The organism is Sphingobacteriaceae bacterium, assembly GCA_002319075.1.
In the GTDB taxonomy this organism is placed as follows: domain Bacteria; phylum Bacteroidota; class Bacteroidia; order B-17B0; family Aurantibacillaceae; genus Aurantibacillus.
Genome location: NVQB01000001.1, coordinates 4124149 through 4139740 on the forward strand (window position 1 = coordinate 4124149; position 15592 = coordinate 4139740).

14 protein-coding genes and 1 pseudogene are annotated in these 15592 nt (G+C 39.8%); 9 read left to right on the top strand and 6 right to left on the bottom strand.

What is annotated here, in order from left to right; all coding sequences use genetic code 11:
* Positions 1–132: 132 nt before the first annotated feature.
* The 3 genes from CNR22_17780 to CNR22_17790 all read left to right on the top strand — a co-directional run bounded on the left by CNR22_17780 (position 133) and on the right by CNR22_17790 (position 2566).
* Entirely contained in the window at positions 133–612 is a 480-nt protein-coding gene (locus tag CNR22_17780) for a hypothetical protein (GenBank protein ID PBQ33546.1), read from the top strand.
* 128 nt (positions 613–740) lie between these two features.
* Positions 741–1817 carry a radical SAM protein gene (locus tag CNR22_17785; GenBank protein PBQ33547.1) on the top strand — a complete coding sequence of 359 codons (1077 nt, stop codon included), beginning with the start codon at positions 741–743 and terminating at the stop codon, positions 1815–1817.
* 383 nt (positions 1818–2200) lie between these two features.
* Positions 2201–2566 (top strand): hypothetical protein, encoded by a 366-nt coding sequence (locus CNR22_17790; protein ID PBQ33548.1) that lies wholly within the window; start codon positions 2201–2203, stop codon positions 2564–2566.
* Between the two features lie 305 nt (positions 2567–2871).
* Here the strand turns inward: CNR22_17790 and CNR22_17795 are convergent, their stop codons facing one another.
* The gene (locus CNR22_17795; GenBank protein PBQ33549.1) at positions 2872–3624 is read right to left on the bottom strand and encodes a short-chain dehydrogenase; all 753 of its coding nucleotides are present in this window, start codon (positions 3622–3624) and stop codon (positions 2872–2874) included.
* Between the two features lie 244 nt (positions 3625–3868).
* On the opposite strand from CNR22_17795, the gene CNR22_17800 reads away from it, so the two are divergent.
* Complete coding sequence (locus tag CNR22_17800; GenBank protein PBQ33550.1) at positions 3869–4144, top strand: hypothetical protein; 276 nt, start codon at positions 3869–3871, stop codon at positions 4142–4144.
* 21 nt (positions 4145–4165) lie between these two features.
* Here the strand turns inward: CNR22_17800 and CNR22_17805 are convergent, their stop codons facing one another.
* The 4 genes from CNR22_17805 to CNR22_17820 all read right to left on the bottom strand — a co-directional run bounded on the left by CNR22_17805 (position 4166) and on the right by CNR22_17820 (position 7314).
* The gene (locus CNR22_17805) at positions 4166–4828 is read right to left on the bottom strand and encodes a hypothetical protein (GenBank protein PBQ33551.1); all 663 of its coding nucleotides are present in this window, start codon (positions 4826–4828) and stop codon (positions 4166–4168) included.
* 16 nt (positions 4829–4844) lie between these two features.
* A complete protein-coding gene (locus CNR22_17810) occupies positions 4845–5627 on the bottom strand; it encodes a hypothetical protein (GenBank protein PBQ33552.1) in 783 nt (260 codons plus the stop codon).
* Positions 5614–6273 (bottom strand): hypothetical protein, encoded by a 660-nt coding sequence (locus CNR22_17815; protein PBQ33553.1) that lies wholly within the window; start codon positions 6271–6273, stop codon positions 5614–5616. Before CNR22_17815 ends, CNR22_17810 begins: the two co-directional genes overlap by 14 nt.
* A gap of 192 nt (positions 6274–6465) precedes the next feature.
* On the bottom strand, positions 6466–7314 hold the full coding sequence (locus CNR22_17820; protein PBQ33554.1) for a hypothetical protein: 849 nt from the start codon (positions 7312–7314) through the stop codon (positions 6466–6468).
* Positions 7315–7520: 206 nt separating this feature from the next.
* On the opposite strand from CNR22_17820, the gene CNR22_17825 reads away from it, so the two are divergent.
* The 3 genes and pseudogenes from CNR22_17825 (at position 7521) to CNR22_17835 (ending at position 10229) form a co-directional block, all read left to right on the top strand.
* On the top strand, positions 7521–8570 hold the full coding sequence (locus tag CNR22_17825) for a hypothetical protein (protein PBQ33555.1): 1050 nt from the start codon (positions 7521–7523) through the stop codon (positions 8568–8570).
* Between the two features lie 94 nt (positions 8571–8664).
* Positions 8665–9687, top strand: a complete 1023-nt coding sequence (locus CNR22_17830) for a hypothetical protein (GenBank protein ID PBQ33556.1) — start codon at positions 8665–8667, stop codon at positions 9685–9687.
* A 202-nt stretch (positions 9688–9889) separates the two neighbouring features.
* Positions 9890–10229 (top strand): annotated as a pseudogene (locus CNR22_17835) (hypothetical protein).
* A gap of 56 nt (positions 10230–10285) precedes the next feature.
* Here the strand turns inward: CNR22_17835 and CNR22_17840 are convergent.
* Complete coding sequence (locus CNR22_17840) at positions 10286–10759, bottom strand: hypothetical protein (protein ID PBQ33557.1); 474 nt, start codon at positions 10757–10759, stop codon at positions 10286–10288.
* A 457-nt stretch (positions 10760–11216) separates the two neighbouring features.
* Between CNR22_17840 and CNR22_17845 the strand changes: the two genes are divergently transcribed.
* On the top strand, positions 11217–12569 hold the full coding sequence (locus tag CNR22_17845; protein ID PBQ34943.1) for a regulator: 1353 nt from the start codon (positions 11217–11219) through the stop codon (positions 12567–12569).
* A 12-nt stretch (positions 12570–12581) separates the two neighbouring features.
* A complete protein-coding gene (locus CNR22_17850) occupies positions 12582–15449 on the top strand; it encodes a hypothetical protein (protein PBQ33558.1) in 2868 nt (955 codons plus the stop codon).
* The last annotated feature ends 143 nt before the right edge of the window (positions 15450–15592 follow it).

The following is a 15592-nucleotide window of genomic DNA, read 5'->3' on the forward strand; positions in this document are numbered from 1 at the left end:
GCCGCTCCGGTCAGTGGCGCAGGGCCGTACACGCGTGTTCCTTAAAATTGCCCATTACTAAGGTTTTTAACATATCAAACGTTTTTCTTCTAATGGCACATGATTTGCGACCTTCTTGTAAACTAGCGAACTATGAAAACACTTTACTCCCTCTTTATATTTTTTTTAATGCTGAATGTTCTTTCAGCTCAAAGTCCTGCCTACGAAGGAGGGAAAGAACCTGTTGCTTATCAGCCGTCGAAAGAAGTACTGGATAAATTTAAATCAGATTATCCTCAGGTAACTGCTACCTGGAAAATTGAAAAAAACTATTACGTGGCAGACTTTGCAGACACCGCTACTTTTAAAGGCATTAGCATCGTGTACGATAAAAATGCCAACGTTGTTCGCAGAGAACTGGAAGTGGAGAATTCTTCTTATCCGCAAAACATCAATACTTATTTCGTAAAAAACTATCCGGGTGAAAAATTCAGAACCTGGAAGTCTACCGATGACAAAGGCAGTCAGACCTATTGCATAAAAAGACCAGATGGTCCTTTATGGTTTGATGCGCAGGGAAATTATTTAGACCCTCAAAAAAAAAACGAGCAGGCAACCGCGTCGGCAGAGTAAATAAAAAATAAAATTTAGAAAGTCAGTAGGTTGTTACTGACTTTTTTCTTTGTGTTAAACCGGGTTTTTGAGATATACTACAAATTATAGCAAGGTATTGCTACGCGCTGGGTGTAACTTAGCGTATCATGGAAAACCTTGCAACAGTAGACAATTTTATGAAAGGGCGCGGCGCCCAGGTGAACACGCATAATAAATTTTTTAAGCAGCAGTATGTGCAGGACCATGTAGAAGGTCTGGACGAAGAATTTTTAGTAAAAGAAAAAACCGAAATTATTTACACCTGGCCCAAAGCCATCGTGAATAAAGTGGAGAGTGATGATTTAGGTTTCGGGTATTCTATGAATCCCTACCAGGGTTGTGAGCATGGCTGCATTTATTGTTACGCTCGAAACACGCATGAATTCTGGGGTTACAGCGCAGGGTTGGATTTTGAAAGAAAGATCCTGGTAAAGAAAAACGCGATAGAACTCCTGGAAAAAACGTTTAGTAAAAAAAGCTGGAAGCCTAAACCTATTATGCTTTCGGGTAATACCGACTGTTACCAGCCCATAGAAAGAGAGTTGGAAATTACGCGTAACATTTTAAAGACTTGTTTAAAATACAAACATCCCGTTTCGGTGATCACCAAAAATTCTCTTATTAAAAGGGATCTCGATATTTTAGCGCAGTTGGCCGAACATAATTTGGTACATGTGATGGTGTCTATTACCGGCACAGATGAAAAGGTAAGACAGCTTTTAGAGCCACGCACAGCCAGTTATAAAAGTCGTTTTAATGTGATTGAAACTTTGGCTAAATATAAAATTCCCTGTGGTGTGATGGTGGCACCTATTATTCCGGGGATTAATTCGCACGACGTAGCGAGTGTTTTAGAACAAGCCGGTGCAGCGGGCGCCACAGCAGCGGGCATGACGATAGTGCGTTTGAACGGAGCGGTTGGAGATATTTTTAAAGATTGGTTATTTAAGAGCTTTCCCGATAGGGCCGAGAAGGTATGGACGCAAATTTGTGATTGTCATGGTGGAAATGTGAACGATAGCCGGTTCGGCGTGAGAATGCGCGGCGAAGGAAAAATTGCCGACTCTATTGTGCAATTGTTTAAAATATCGAAAGCGAAGTACATAAAAACGCGTGATGATTTTAAATTGAATTGCGAGGATTTTAATTACAAAGCGAATGATATACAGTTGAGTTTGTTCTGATCTCGACTACGCTCGATCTGACAGCGACTGGGCTCTATCTGACAGCGACTGGGCTCGATGTGAAAGCGACTAGGCTCTATCTGATCTCGACTACGCTCGATCTGACAGCGACTGGGCTCGATGTGAAAGCGACTGGGCTCTATCTGATCTCGACTACGCTCGATCTGACAGCGACTAGGGTCGATCTGACAGCGACTAGGCTCTATCTGAACATTGAGCGTAGTCGGAAGCCGTTGTCACTTCGAGTGTAGTGAGAAGCCGTTGTCACTTCGAGTGTAGTGAGAAGCCGTTGTCACTTCGAGCGTAGTCGAGAAGCCGTTGTCACTTCGAGCGTAGTCGAGAAGATGCACTATTTTTAACTCTAACCCAAAATATAAAATCCCATGCAGAAATTTTTATACGTCTACATCCTTAAATGCTCTGATCATTCTTATTATACCGGCGTTACAAATAATCCCGAAAGAAGACTAATAGAGCACAACACTGGTTTTAATAAAGATTCTTACACATACTCACGAAGGCCCGTTGAGATGCTTTATCTGGAAAGATTTACAGATTATAATTTAGCGATTTCCTGGGAAAAAAGGATTAAAGATTGGAGTAGAAAGAAAAAAGAAGCTTTAATAAATGGATATTGGGATGAATTGAGAAAGGCAGCTGAATGCCAGAATGCAAGTTCTCATAAGATTTTTTGGAATCTTTTGCGTTCGATAAATGTACAAGAAGATGTTACCTCGAGTGAAATGTAAAATAGAAATGTTACACTGTTCTCGACTACGCTCGAACTGACATTTTCGACTACGCTCGAACTGACAGTTTCCGACTACGCTCGAACTGACAGTCTCGAACACAGTTCTCGACTACGCTCGAACTGACATTTTCGACTACGCTCTAGCTGACAGTTTCGAACATGGTCTAACTGTTCTCGACTACGCTCGAACTGACAGTTTCCGACTACGCTCGAACTGACAGTTTCCGACTACGCTCCATCTGATCTCGACTACGCTCTATCTGAAATAGTTTCTGCAATGTCACTTCGAGCGTAGTCGAGAAGTTACTGTGCGAGGTAACCGCCATCTACATTGTAGTATGCGCCGGTTACGAAAGAGGCTTTGTCGGAAGCTAACCACAAAGCTAGTTCTGCTACTTCTTCCGATGTTCCCAATCTTCCCATGGGGTGTAATTTTTCTAACGAAGTCATGGTTGCTTTGTCCAGCGTATTTGTGAGCAGAGGTGTTACTATGTAACCGGGCCCTATAGAGTTGATGCGGATTTTCTGATCTGCATATTCAACAGCTGCTGCTTCGGTTAAACCTATTACACCATGTTTAGAGGCGACATAAGCCGGAGAGCCTTTTGTTCCTACTTTTCCAAGAATAGAGGCTATGTTTATGATGTTGCCGCCACCTGCTGCCAATAGCGCCGGTATTTGGTAACGCAAACCATAAAACACTCCTGATAAATTAACCGAGATCACCTTGTCCCAACCTTCAACAGGATATTCTCCTGTAAGACCTTGTGGACCGCCGATGCCGGCATTGTTCACCGCAATGTGAAGCGCTCCAAATTGTTTCACGGCTTCTTTCACCACTTTCTCACTGTCTTCTGCTTTTGCTGTGTTGGCTGTTACAAAAATGGCTTCCCCGCCTTTTGCTTTTATTTGAGAAACGGTTTCGTTCCCGCCTTTTTCGTCTACGTCCGACACAACAATTTTTGCTCCTTCAGAAGCATATAACAATGCGATGGCTCTGCCAATACCTGATCCGGCACCGGTTATAAGCGCTACTTTTTTTTCTAATGTTTTCATGAATTTTTATTTAGTGTTGGTTAGTGAATCTAAGGTAGCCAACATCCAAGGGAAGAAACTTGATGTAAATCGGTTCTGTGACTGAATTAAGCTTGTTTAACAGGAGTCTGCAATGCCATGCCAGGATGTTTATCTACAGGTTGTGGCTGCTAAACTTTACAGCTTGCTTTCTTACCGGGAAAGATTTCGTATCTTGTTTCTAGTAAATTCATCGTGCTTAGTTTCTAAATTTTTCTTTTTGCTTATGTTCGGTCTGCCGCTATTAACTGTATTAGCCCTTGCTTTCGTTGTATGGCGATTTCTGACGTATTTTAAAAAGAAAAGTCACGAAGAACAAGCGCTTGAAAAAAGTCTTGAAGATGAAACCATTTATGTGGAAGGATTAGGGCAGGTGGCTGTAGAAGATTTGAATCTGAACGCTACTCCGGAAGACGCGAAGTCTTTGCCAACAAAGGAGTATGAACCGCCTGCGAATTCGGAAAAAAGTAAGATTTTAAAAAAAGATTCGAATGAAAGGTAAGAGACCTTAATATTTTCCTGTCTAAAGCAATTTAAAAAGATCGTGTTTTAAAACAAAAAGCACGAGTCCGGTTTTTGATTTTATGCCAAACTTTTCGAAGACGGCTTCGCGGTACCCGTCTACCGTTCGGTGTTGCACTTTCATTTCATGAGCAATTTGTTCGTAGATGTATTCTTTTTCGTGACAGACTAATTTTAAAAACTCCCGTTCGCGTGCAGTGAGTTGTTCCAATATTTTTTCCTGCTCTGTTTTGGTAGCATTCAATAAATTGTTTCTTAAGGATAAACTTAAAAACTCATTGTGATAATAACCGCAGCGAAAAATTTCTTCAATAGCATCTTTCAGGGTTTGTGCACTGCAATTTTTTTGAAGATAACCCCTTGCGCCATTCCTGAATAATTTTATGATCTTATCTTCTTCGGTATTGAGTGTGAGCATGAGCACTGGAGTTGTGAGGCCACTACGGTTTAATTCCGTCAAAACTTCATCTCCATTCATGCCAGGTAAATTCAGATCCAGCAAAATAAGATCGGGTGTTTTTTTAAAGGGTAAGCTTGCTAAGAGGGCCTGACCGCTATCAAACTCATGGATGATTTCGTAAGGACCGAGTTTTTGAATGAGTTCTTTTAATCCATTGCGAACTATAACATGATCGTCTACGAGAATAATGTTTTTTGTTTCCATTTGGGTGGGCTGTGTGTTAAACTAAGGTGCTTATTTTTTTCAGAATAAACAAACTTCCATTGCCGGGCGAAGATTCAATCTCACATTCTAGACCAGCCAGCGCGCTGCGTTTCATAATGTTGCGGAGTCCGGAAGCACGCTGCGAAGCTAGCACAGCCTCTTTGTCAAATCCTTTGCCATCGTCTTTCACACGGAGTTCGAAACCATTTACGAGGCTGAGGGTAATGTAAAGATTTTGCGCTGACGCATGACGCAAAGCGTTCTGTGTAATTTCCTGGAAGATGCGGAAAGCCATCAGCTCCTGATTTTTTTCTAAGTTGGTGTTGCCCGAAACCCCTTGCCAGTGGATCGTAAAACGCCGCAAGGCACGCAAACGATCCACTTCTAATTGCAAGGCTGACAACAATCCTATATGTCCGAGGTAATCGTTATTTAAAGTCCGGCTCAGCAAGCGCAAATGCTGCGTGACTTCGCCCAGGTATATCTCAATGGGTTTAAATCCTTCCACCAAATCAGGATGCTCGAGCTTCTGATTTTCAATTTGAATGTGCATGGCGGTAAGCAGCTGTCCTATATTATCGTGCAGCTCTTGCGCGAATTGGCTCATGATGTGTTCGCTTACTTCTGCTTCTACCTGGCGGAGTTCGCGTTCGAACTTTAATTTAGCATTTGAAATTTCGTTTTTTTGCCGACTTCTTCTTTTCGCTGAAATTATAAAACTGAGTAAAAGTACAACCGTTAGAATGAGGATGATAAGGGTAGTGTATATAACAAATATTAGAATATCAGATCTGTCCATTTTCGCTACCCTTATTGTAATTAATTCTTTTTCCCGAAAGAATAAAACCTATTGCCAGCAATAAGTAACGGAAAACAGCCAATAGTACAACAATCTTTTTAAACAATTCTTTGCTAAGAATGATGTCGAGATGCATTAACTGTTTCATTGCGGCCAAACAAGGAATCGATCCAGCACAAAAAACAACTAATCCGAAACTAATAACTGTTAACGAGATGTCAATTTCATTATTTTTTGAAGGGTTAAGTCGTTGATAAAGAATAAAAGTATAAATACACGAAATAAAAATGTACTCGGTAAGGGCAGCCATATAAACAAAATCGGAACTTAGCTTAACCACTATTAGCTCAGGAATATAAATCAGCAAAAATGCGCCAAACATAAGAGTTAGAATCCAGACGATGCGTTTTGACTTTAATTCTATTCCGGCTGCTAAAAAAAGTATAAAGGTTTCTACAAGGGTATAAATATTATAGATCCAAACATTATTATTACTATTCATTACGGCGCTATCAAAGATTAAATAAATGATCGCCTGGAGCAAAAATAATTTACCCGCCAAATTTATCTTACGATAAAAAACCAATCCCGCTGAAACTGCCAGTATGGTTGTTGCGGAATCTTTAATCAATAATTCTAACTGCATGTTAATTAGAGATCGTAGATTAAATATAAAGTTTTTATCTGGCATGAAACTATTATTTTTTAATGAGAAACTATGTCACGATCAAACCATTTCATAACTGGGTTTATGTTATTGATTTTTGCGAAAGGTTTATACGCCGGCACAAACTAAGTCAGTAAAGCTTTCTATTGATACGCTTTAAACTTACGCTGTTTAAAGGCAATTATACGTCTTCATTATTCTATACACGGGATTGCAATTTGGAGGGCAAAGATGCGCCAGATTAGCGGCACTATTATACGCAGAAAGTATCAGGTTGTTTTTTACATCTGAGTCAAGGTCTTCCAAAGCTAAAAAGAGAGTGTGTTTTCTACGCCAGTGTGGAATAACGTTTTTATAATTGGCAACTCCATTATATATATAAATGTTTTTATTGTAATCGGGGTTGGTTTCGCAAGGAAATATCATTTCATAAAATGAGAATATTTCCTGAAAGCTAAAAATAACACTTAATGAGTCTGCTTGCCACTCTGTAGAATCAAGATTGAGTGTGTAAAAGTCGGACGCGTAATATCTTTGGATCCAGATTTTTGCAATATACTCGTTAGTATAGATTGCAAGCTGCTCAGTACTTATTTCGCTGATTTCGCCATTTGCAAATTTGTAAACCTGAGCATCAGGCGTTGTATTTGTATAGCTAATATTGGCCGGTACCGCCGGATTGCTCGTTCGGGTAAGTTGAATAGGCCTGAAAAATAGCTGAACCGTGTCACCCTCTAACCCGAAAATTATTTGCAAAGCCCGGACATTAACTGAACAGGGGTCTTCGGGAAGTTTTTTAAAAAGTTGGTAAATCAAAGAAGCGTTTATTACCAGAGGTTGATCGTTAAGAGATTCCAAATTGCCATTACTTGCTTCGTATCTGATACAGTTAGCAAATAAAGTTCTTTCAGTGCCGATCTGATCATAATTCTTAATAAAATCAGTGAGATCAATTTTGTCTTCTTTAAGCGTATCGAAGTCGATACAATTACTTGTTTTGATTTGATTTTTCATATTCATAAATGTTTTTCTCTGCAAACATGCATCCTAAAAAAAGAGAAAACAAATTTTCGCTAAGCACTTATTCCCCTTTTAAGCCGGGATTAATCCCCCCTTTATTTTACACAAAGCACCATTGATTTTAGAGTTTGCTGAATCCATCTTTGTTATGGATTTTTTTAAAATCGCCTGAAATCCAATTAAGAATAATTACATAAATGAGGAAAATGAAAAACATGAACAAAAAATTAGCGCTACAATTTATTCTTCTGATAGCGTTTAATCTTTCTCTTTCTGCAATTTCAAATTCAGTTGATTCTGCAGATACATATGAAGAAAAACTTCCAGACAATAAAATGGAATTGAATGAAATTATGGAGGATATCAAAAGAAAGATCAATGAGCTTGAGAATAAAACTTTACTCTACGAGAGCTACGAGAAGGCTGTCAAAGATTTTGGCGAGAGTGTTCTAAAATTTGATGAGCAAGCTATCAGCAAAGAGTTCAGTAATATGGAAGTCATATTGAGGAATAAGCCACTTGACAAACAAAAACAGTACCAGGAAGAACTGAATTTTTTAAACATCCTCAGCGGTTTTCCGGGCCGATGGAATTTCTTTACGAAGCCGGAATACACTGACATTAGCAGCCCCGCATTTTACGATAAAACGAATTTTCCGCTTCAGAAAACTCTCGCTTCGCCGCTAATTACTCAAATGCAAAAAAACCATTATAGCAATATAAATCAAACTTTTGCGCCTATCATTAATACCATCGAAGATCTGAATGCGATAGAGGAGGTTTTCAACAGTACGTTTAAATCTGAATTACAGGAAATAAAAAGCTTGTTAGATGAAGAAAAAAAGAGGATAATAAGCGCTCGGGACGAAATCCGGATAAAGATCGCTGCTTTGAGAAAACAAAGAGGGTTGATAAGGTCTAAGCTTGAAGAGGATACACAAATCAATTTTTTAGCTATCCGATTGGGTCTACCTTTGTTCTGCGGCACAATACTTTTGCTGTTTCTGGGGCCAAGCATATTAAAGCTCATCCGTAAATCAAACTCAGATCAACCAACAAGTTCAGAATCCAGAAGCACGTTACTCGAAATCAGTACAGTTCTTTTATTAACTATGTCTATCCTGATATTAGGTTTGGCACAACGTCTTACCGGGGAAGTACTCGGAACATTAATAGGCGGAATATCAGGGTATGTGCTGAACCGAATAAATACCCAAAATAGTCAGGCGCCCTCAACCCCGGCCAATCCAAAATAACAAGGAAGCTATCTCTAAATAAAAAAAATAAATTATCGAGTTACGGAGTCTGCTGAAAATCCGATGAAGAGTAAGCACACTAAATTAATTTTACATGAAACCAATCTACTTACTTTTTGTTTTTTCACTTTTTTTTACCTGCAGTTATAGCCAGCAAGTCATGACTATTCCGGTTATTAGACATAAACCTTTACGGGTACCGGATTATAACGTGTCCAAACTGAATGAACAAATTAATATACTCAACTTAAGGCAGGATAGCATTGTGTTCTTGCAAAGAGATTTAACAGAAGGTGCAGGTAGGAAAAACAGGTACAACAAGTTGTTCAAACAAACCGCAGAGAAAATAGATAAGGCTATTGAAGAAAATAGCGAAATCGATTATCCTAAATTAATAGCAAGCTTAAATGAAACGCCGAATTTTGTAATTGCAGGTGTAGGAGGAATTAGTAATATTTCTGATGCCGGAACAGCCAATGGTAATTTTTCCGCAGGCCTTAAAATCAGGCTAACAAAATATAAACCTTCTAACTATTTTCCTAAATTAATCGATCCCCATTATGTTTATCTGGGGTTTAACACAAAGACACATTTTACCGAAGACTCTGCGGTGCTTGCTAAATCGGTTCTTTTTCCAGATATAAGTCGCAGGGATTTTGTATTCTCGTATAACTTTGAATTACTAAACCCAAAAAATGGGGTAATTATACAACCTGTCTTTGTAGAATTTGGTTTAAATAAATACAGTTACTTAAAAGATAGTACTGAAAACGCATTCAAAAGCGAAAATTTTAGTTTGGGTTTTAAAATCTCGAAATCTGGGTTATTTAAAATGGGTGCTGACAGTATTAAAGCTGGTATCCAATTCTTCCCATATTATTCGGTTATCAATATCCAGACTAAATATCAGCAACCTTATTACGATGCCCTATCTAAAAACTCTGCCATAACCTGGCACTGTTTGGGTGTTCAAGCGCTTATGCAACTATCAGATGTTGTACTATTTTGTAATATGAAATATGTGTTGAACAAGAATAATTCAGAAAGACCACAAGATCTCAGAGGGTTCACTTATACCATAGGAACAATGATAGGAGTGGATATCTTTAGATTTTAAGCAGGAAGAAGATACTTTGAGTAAGTAGTTTCTACAAAAATGCAAAGAAATACGCTCGCGCTAATGGCATTGGTAGAGAAGATATTCAAAAGTCCGTCGGCGCCTTAGCAATTGCTAAATCCAACAAAGGTGGCTTATAACCACAACTTAATATTCAAAAGGAGCGCCCGCGTAAGTCAAAAATTTAAATGGTAGAACCAACATTGTCTTAAGCAACAGCAAGAACTCGCTGAATACACTACAAATACGCTCTCGGCAGGCACAACACTCCAGTAATTACATAAAGGGTTTTGTATTGGATAATAAGTGCTTGAAACAAGCACAAAGTTTTGGCAAAAACTACTGTGATGAATTACTGGATCGTATACGCAAAATACCGCCCAGCAAACCACGCTTTTACCTGGAAACTGCAGATATCTGCGAATAGTGCAGGACTGATTATAACACAGACGTCACTATTACTCAAACCTTTTCTAAAGACAGTGCAAAATAAATTACATTTTGCAATTTGCGGGAAAACAGCAGCGCAGATAATTGCTTAAAGGGCTAGGGATATAAAAATTACTTTAAGTTATATTAAAGTAGCTGCAATTTTGTTCTACTCCCCTGGAGGAACAATCACCAACTTAAATTTTAACGACGTAGGTTTAGTAGGCATCTTACCCGTGCTGGAGGTAATAAAGACCTCGACCTCTGAAAGCGCGTATTTAAAAGTAACATTCAACTCTGTGGTAGAAAACGGAATTGCTTTCCATTCACTGCCATTGGTTCCCAACTCTTCGCTCATGTATAGCATTACGAAGCCATTGTCGACCACTTCCTTTGTTAAGCTTACGGTGTGGTAGGTGTAATTAAAATTTTTTGCGGTGCTGTCTGTTTTCCAATTGCTGCCAGTAGAAAAACTAATTGCTTTTACATTGGCATTTCCCTGTGCTCCCGTTTCTCCTTGCACGCCTGCCACGCCTTGTTCGCCGGCTGGGCCCACAACTGTTTTTTTACAAGAGATAAAAGAGCCGCTTAAGAGAAGCGTTAGTGTTAAACTAAGAAACGAAATGGATGTGTAGGTTTTCATGATTTTAAGTGTTAATGCGTTAAGCCAGATTTAACCAAGCTCGTGCCGGATTTCAGAGATCTGGAAATCAGTACTTTGTAAATCATCGAGTGCCAAAATATTCCCGTATCCGGCCGCTTTTCCAGTTTCTGGAGATATGCCGCACATTTTTGATGGCCCTGCCAAAGCGAATTTCATGCAGCGTTTGAAGAATTTTTAAGAACGTGTTTAAGAATTAACGAGTTCGCCTTTGATCGAATCTGGAATTTTTTCCAAAATCTGGAAAGAACGACCTCTTGTCTGGAATGAAATGCGCTGAGAATTAGTCTATTAAAAACAAGGCACGCCATTGGTAGTGAGAGCCTCAAACATCCCTTGAAGAAGGAAGGTTTTTGTTCAATTGAAAAGAGAATGCCACAGTTTGATGAACACTAGCAAAAGCTTTTCCTTTTCGAAAGTATGTTTAAGCTCCAAAGCTATGAAAGATTTAAAAATTGTTTTAGTAGAAGATGATTCCTGGTACGCTGAGTTACTAAAGCATCATTTATCGCTTAATCCAGATTATGAAGTGAGCATTGCCCTTAACGCGAAACAATGTCTCGATGAACTGCATAAAAAGCCGGGAATTATTTGTCTTGATTTTGATCTTCCCGACATGAAAGGCGACTTAGTGTTGGAGCAGATCCATGCCTACGATCCCTCTATTCCCGTTATCATTATCAGTGGCCAGGAGAATATGAGCGTGGCTGTAAATTTTCTAAAAGCCGGGGCAAAAGATTACATTATTAAAAACAAGGATACAAAAGAAGCGCTCTGGAATGCGATCTTAAAATTACGCGAGAACATTGAACTTAAAAAAGAAGTAGAAGAGCTTAAAGTACAACTCGAACAGAAACATAGTTTTGAGAAAAGTATCATTGGCCAAAGTGCCGCAATTAAAAAAACATTTTCGCTCGTAGAAAAAGCCATTGCCTCAAGCATTAGCATTTCTATTACAGGAGAGACAGGCACGGGAAAAGAAGTGTTTGCAAAAGCCATACATTACAACAGTGAGCGAAAGAAAAAACCTTTTGTAGCTGTGAACATGGCCGCCATTCCATCAGAATTAATCGAAAGCGAATTGTTCGGCTATGAGAAAGGCGCCTTTACGGGAGCTAACAACCGTAAGATTGGAAAATTTGAGGAAGCAGGAGACGGCACTTTATTTTTAGATGAAATTGCAGAGCTCAACCTTCACTTACAAACCAAGATACTGCGGGCTTTACAGGAACGGGAAATAGTAAGGGTAGGAGGGAACGAGCGCATCAAATGGAATGCACGTCTGATAACAGCTACGCATAAAAATCTGGTGGACGAAGTAAAAAAAGGAACTTTCAGAGAAGATCTTTTTTACCGCGTGATGGGTTTGCCTATAAACTTACCACCTTTACGGGAGCGGGGACAAGACATCCTGGTACTTGCACGATTTTTTGCAGAAAACTTTGCCAAAGAAAATAAATTAAAAGTCTTAAACTTTTCAAAAGCAGCCACTGCCAAATTAATGCAGTACACCTTTCCTGGAAATGTGCGCGAGTTAAAAGCTGTTATAGAACTCGCTTGCGTGATGAGCAACGGCATTGAATTAACCGAAGAAGATATCAATTTTTACAAGGTAAACTCCGACGATCTTTTCACCGGCGAAGAAAAATCTTTGCGCGAATACAATCTGGATATTGTACACTTCTTTTTAAAGAAATACAATAACGATGTGCTGGAAGTAGCCCGGCGCCTGAGTATGGGTAAAACCACCATTTATACAATGTTAAAGCAACAAAACGCTAGTTTCACTTAAATCCGCCAGAATATGTTATTTCATCCTCTACTTGAAAAATACATCCACGATCATTTGCCGCCAACAGCGCTCAGGGATGAGAGTTTGCAAAATTTTTTACAAGCCATTCAAACTTGTTTGACTATAAAGCAGGAAGAAGCAGAAGTATTGCGTACTCAGATCACCGAACGAAAAGGCATTGAAAAAGAACTGAATCGCACTGTCAATCTGTTGGTGACACTGCTTACCAATTTACAGTCCGGAATTTTAGCAGAAGATGAAAACCGAATGGTTTTATTTGCCAACGATTTGTTCTGTACAACCTTTGGCATTACAGATAACCCCGAAAGTTTAAAAGGAAAAGACTGTGCACGTCTTTTAGAAGAAGGCAAAGCGGTGTTTCAGCATGCACAGACTTTTACAGAACGCGTGGAAGAAATCATACGGGATAAAAAAATAGTGCTGGGTGAAGAATTACAATTAGTAAATGGCGAATTTATCGAACGTGATTTTATTCCACTCTATATTCACAACCATTATAAAGGACATCTATGGCATTACAAAAATATAACCAGGCGCAAAAAAGATGAGCAGCAGTTGCGGGAATCAAATGAAAAATTACAGCTGCTTTACCACCTGATCAACAATACCTCTGATGCCATCCAGGTAGCCCAGGAAAATGGAAAGTTGTTTTATGTAAACAAGGAAGCCTCATCAAATATAGGCATTGCTCAGGATGATGTATCGCAGTATACCGTTAGCGATGTGGAGGCACTGTTTAAAGAACCAGGCATGTGGCAAAAGCATGTAGAAGAAGTTAGAAATTTAGGTAACCTCACTATTGAGGGCGAGCAATTTAACCAAAGTACCGGACAAAAATTTCCTGTGGAAGTAACCGTGCGTTATGTCACGATCAGCGGAACTGGCTATATGGTAGCTAATACCAGGGACATTACCGGTAGAAAAAAATCAGAAAAGCTTTTAAAGTCGCAAGAAGAAAAATACAGGAACATTATCGCTAATATGCACCTTGGTCTTGTAGAGGTAGACACAGAGGAGCGCATACAATACACCAATCATGGGTTTCAGGAGATCTGTGGGTATAGCAGCGAAGAACTTCTGGGTAAGAAAGCCAGCGATTTGTTTGGCACAGATGAGGTAGCCAGGGAGATTGACGCGATGAAACAGAAACGCGCAAATGGTATTTCGGACATGTATGAACTAATGGTGAGAAATAAAAACGGTGAAAAAAAATGGTGGATGATCAGCGGTGCGCCTAACTATAATGACGATGGAGAACTTATTGGCTCTATCGGCATTCATCTCGATATCACCGATCAGAAACGTCTGGGTCTTGACCTGGAGCTCGCCAAAACCAGGGCCGAACAGGCTTCCAAGGCCAAAGAAGCTTTCCTGGCAAACATGAGTCACGAAATAAGAACCCCATTAAATGCGATTAACGGCATGTTGCGTGAACTGCACCGTGACGAACTTAGTCCGAAACAAAGTACTTACGTGAATAACAGTCTCTCTGCCTCGAAACATTTACTGGCTATCATAAATACGATTTTAGATATTTCAAAAATTGAAGCGGGGGAACTGGAGTTAGAACAAGACCATTTTATATTGCAGGAATCTGTTGACAGGACTACGGCGATGCTAAAAGGACGGGCTGATGAAAAAGACATCTACCTGAAATCATGGGTTTCGCCAAAAATCAGCGAAGTAGTGGTGGGGGATGCCGTGCGCATAGAACAGATTTTATTAAACCTCATTGGTAACGCGATAAAATTTACAGACAAAGGTGGCGTGCAAGTCACCGTGGCTCTGGCAGAAGACAGAACAGATTCGCAAACACTCGAGCTGGTTATTTCCGATACAGGCATTGGTATGGAGCCCTCTTATCTGAAAACCATCTTTTCCAAATTTTCGCAGGAAGACCGTTCCACCTCCAGAAAATACGGCGGCACCGGACTGGGGATGGCCATTACTTATGAATTGATTCAGCTGATGCAAGGTAGCATCGAGATTCAGAGTGAGAAAGGTGTGGGAACAAGTTACACCATTCACCTGAACTTACAGAAAGGACATCGCGACAGTATTATAAAAGCCCCGGAAGCCATTTCGGAAAAACAATTGCTGGATACTAAAATTCTTTTGGTAGAAGACAACGATATGAACAGGCTGGTAGTTCAGAATACACTTCGCTTTTACGGCTGCGATGCCACCGAAGCAGTAGATGGCACCGAAGCTATTGCCCTTTTAAAACAACGGAGTTTCGATATTATCCTGATGGATATTCAGATGCCGGGCATGGATGGTATAGAAGCCACACAAATCATAAGAAACGAACTGAAAATTACTACACCCATCATTGCCCTTACCGCGAACGCTTTTAAGACGGAGATCGAAAAATGCAAATCAATAGGGATGAACGATTATGTAACAAAGCCCTTTGAAGAAAGTGCGCTGTTGAATACGATCTTTAAACTCTTAAAGCGCCCCGAACTTACCGTGCAAACAGATTTGGAAGCTTCTAAACCTCCAAAAAACGAGGTCTTGTACGATCTTTCTAACCTCGAAAAAGTAAGTAGAGGTGATACAGCCTTTGTAAGTAAAATGATCAAACTGTTTATAGAACAAACACAACTCCACCTTACAGGTTTTAAGCAATTGCTCTTGGAGAGTAATTATAAAGAGATAGCGCGCATTGCTCATAAAATAAAACCTGGTGTTGAGAGTATGGGCATTGTTTCTCTTTCTGAATCATTACGGGAGTTAGAAGCCATTTCTATAGATAGCGCCAATGCGGAACGGGTCCAGGTTCTGGTGCAGGAGATTTCAGAAGTTTTGGAACAAGTAGTCGCAAAATTAATAAGCGCCTACCAGGCACCAAGCTAGCTACACTATCGCTTACCGGGATGCGGGCATACTTATTTCTGAAAGGTATTCTGCCTGGCATTACCAATAACGTAGCTTTCCCCGTGAGAAGCGTGGACATACGGTTCCCCATCCATAACGCTATACTTTTTTTACTGTGGAGC

What these genes read in the sequence shown, in the direction of transcription:
- CNR22_17780 (PBQ33546.1), top strand. Translation starts at nt 133, where the DNA reads ATGAAAACACTTTACTCCCTCTTTATATTTTTTTTAATGCTGAATGTT.
- CNR22_17785 (PBQ33547.1), top strand. Translation starts at nt 741, where the DNA reads ATGGAAAACCTTGCAACAGTAGACAATTTTATGAAAGGGCGCGGCGCC.
- CNR22_17790 (PBQ33548.1), top strand. Translation starts at nt 2,201, where the DNA reads ATGCAGAAATTTTTATACGTCTACATCCTTAAATGCTCTGATCATTCT.
- CNR22_17795 (PBQ33549.1), bottom strand. Translation starts at nt 3,624, where the DNA reads ATGAAAACATTAGAAAAAAAAGTAGCGCTTATAACCGGTGCCGGATCA.
- CNR22_17800 (PBQ33550.1), top strand. Translation starts at nt 3,869, where the DNA reads ATGTTCGGTCTGCCGCTATTAACTGTATTAGCCCTTGCTTTCGTTGTA.
- CNR22_17805 (PBQ33551.1), bottom strand. Translation starts at nt 4,828, where the DNA reads ATGGAAACAAAAAACATTATTCTCGTAGACGATCATGTTATAGTTCGC.
- CNR22_17810 (PBQ33552.1), bottom strand. Translation starts at nt 5,627, where the DNA reads ATGGACAGATCTGATATTCTAATATTTGTTATATACACTACCCTTATC.
- CNR22_17815 (PBQ33553.1), bottom strand. Translation starts at nt 6,273, where the DNA reads ATGCAGTTAGAATTATTGATTAAAGATTCCGCAACAACCATACTGGCA.
- CNR22_17820 (PBQ33554.1), bottom strand. Translation starts at nt 7,314, where the DNA reads ATGAATATGAAAAATCAAATCAAAACAAGTAATTGTATCGACTTCGAT.
- CNR22_17825 (PBQ33555.1), top strand. Translation starts at nt 7,521, where the DNA reads ATGAAAAACATGAACAAAAAATTAGCGCTACAATTTATTCTTCTGATA.
- CNR22_17830 (PBQ33556.1), top strand. Translation starts at nt 8,665, where the DNA reads ATGAAACCAATCTACTTACTTTTTGTTTTTTCACTTTTTTTTACCTGC.
- CNR22_17840 (PBQ33557.1), bottom strand. Translation starts at nt 10,759, where the DNA reads ATGAAAACCTACACATCCATTTCGTTTCTTAGTTTAACACTAACGCTT.
- CNR22_17845 (PBQ34943.1), top strand. Translation starts at nt 11,217, where the DNA reads ATGAAAGATTTAAAAATTGTTTTAGTAGAAGATGATTCCTGGTACGCT.
- CNR22_17850 (PBQ33558.1), top strand. Translation starts at nt 12,582, where the DNA reads ATGTTATTTCATCCTCTACTTGAAAAATACATCCACGATCATTTGCCG.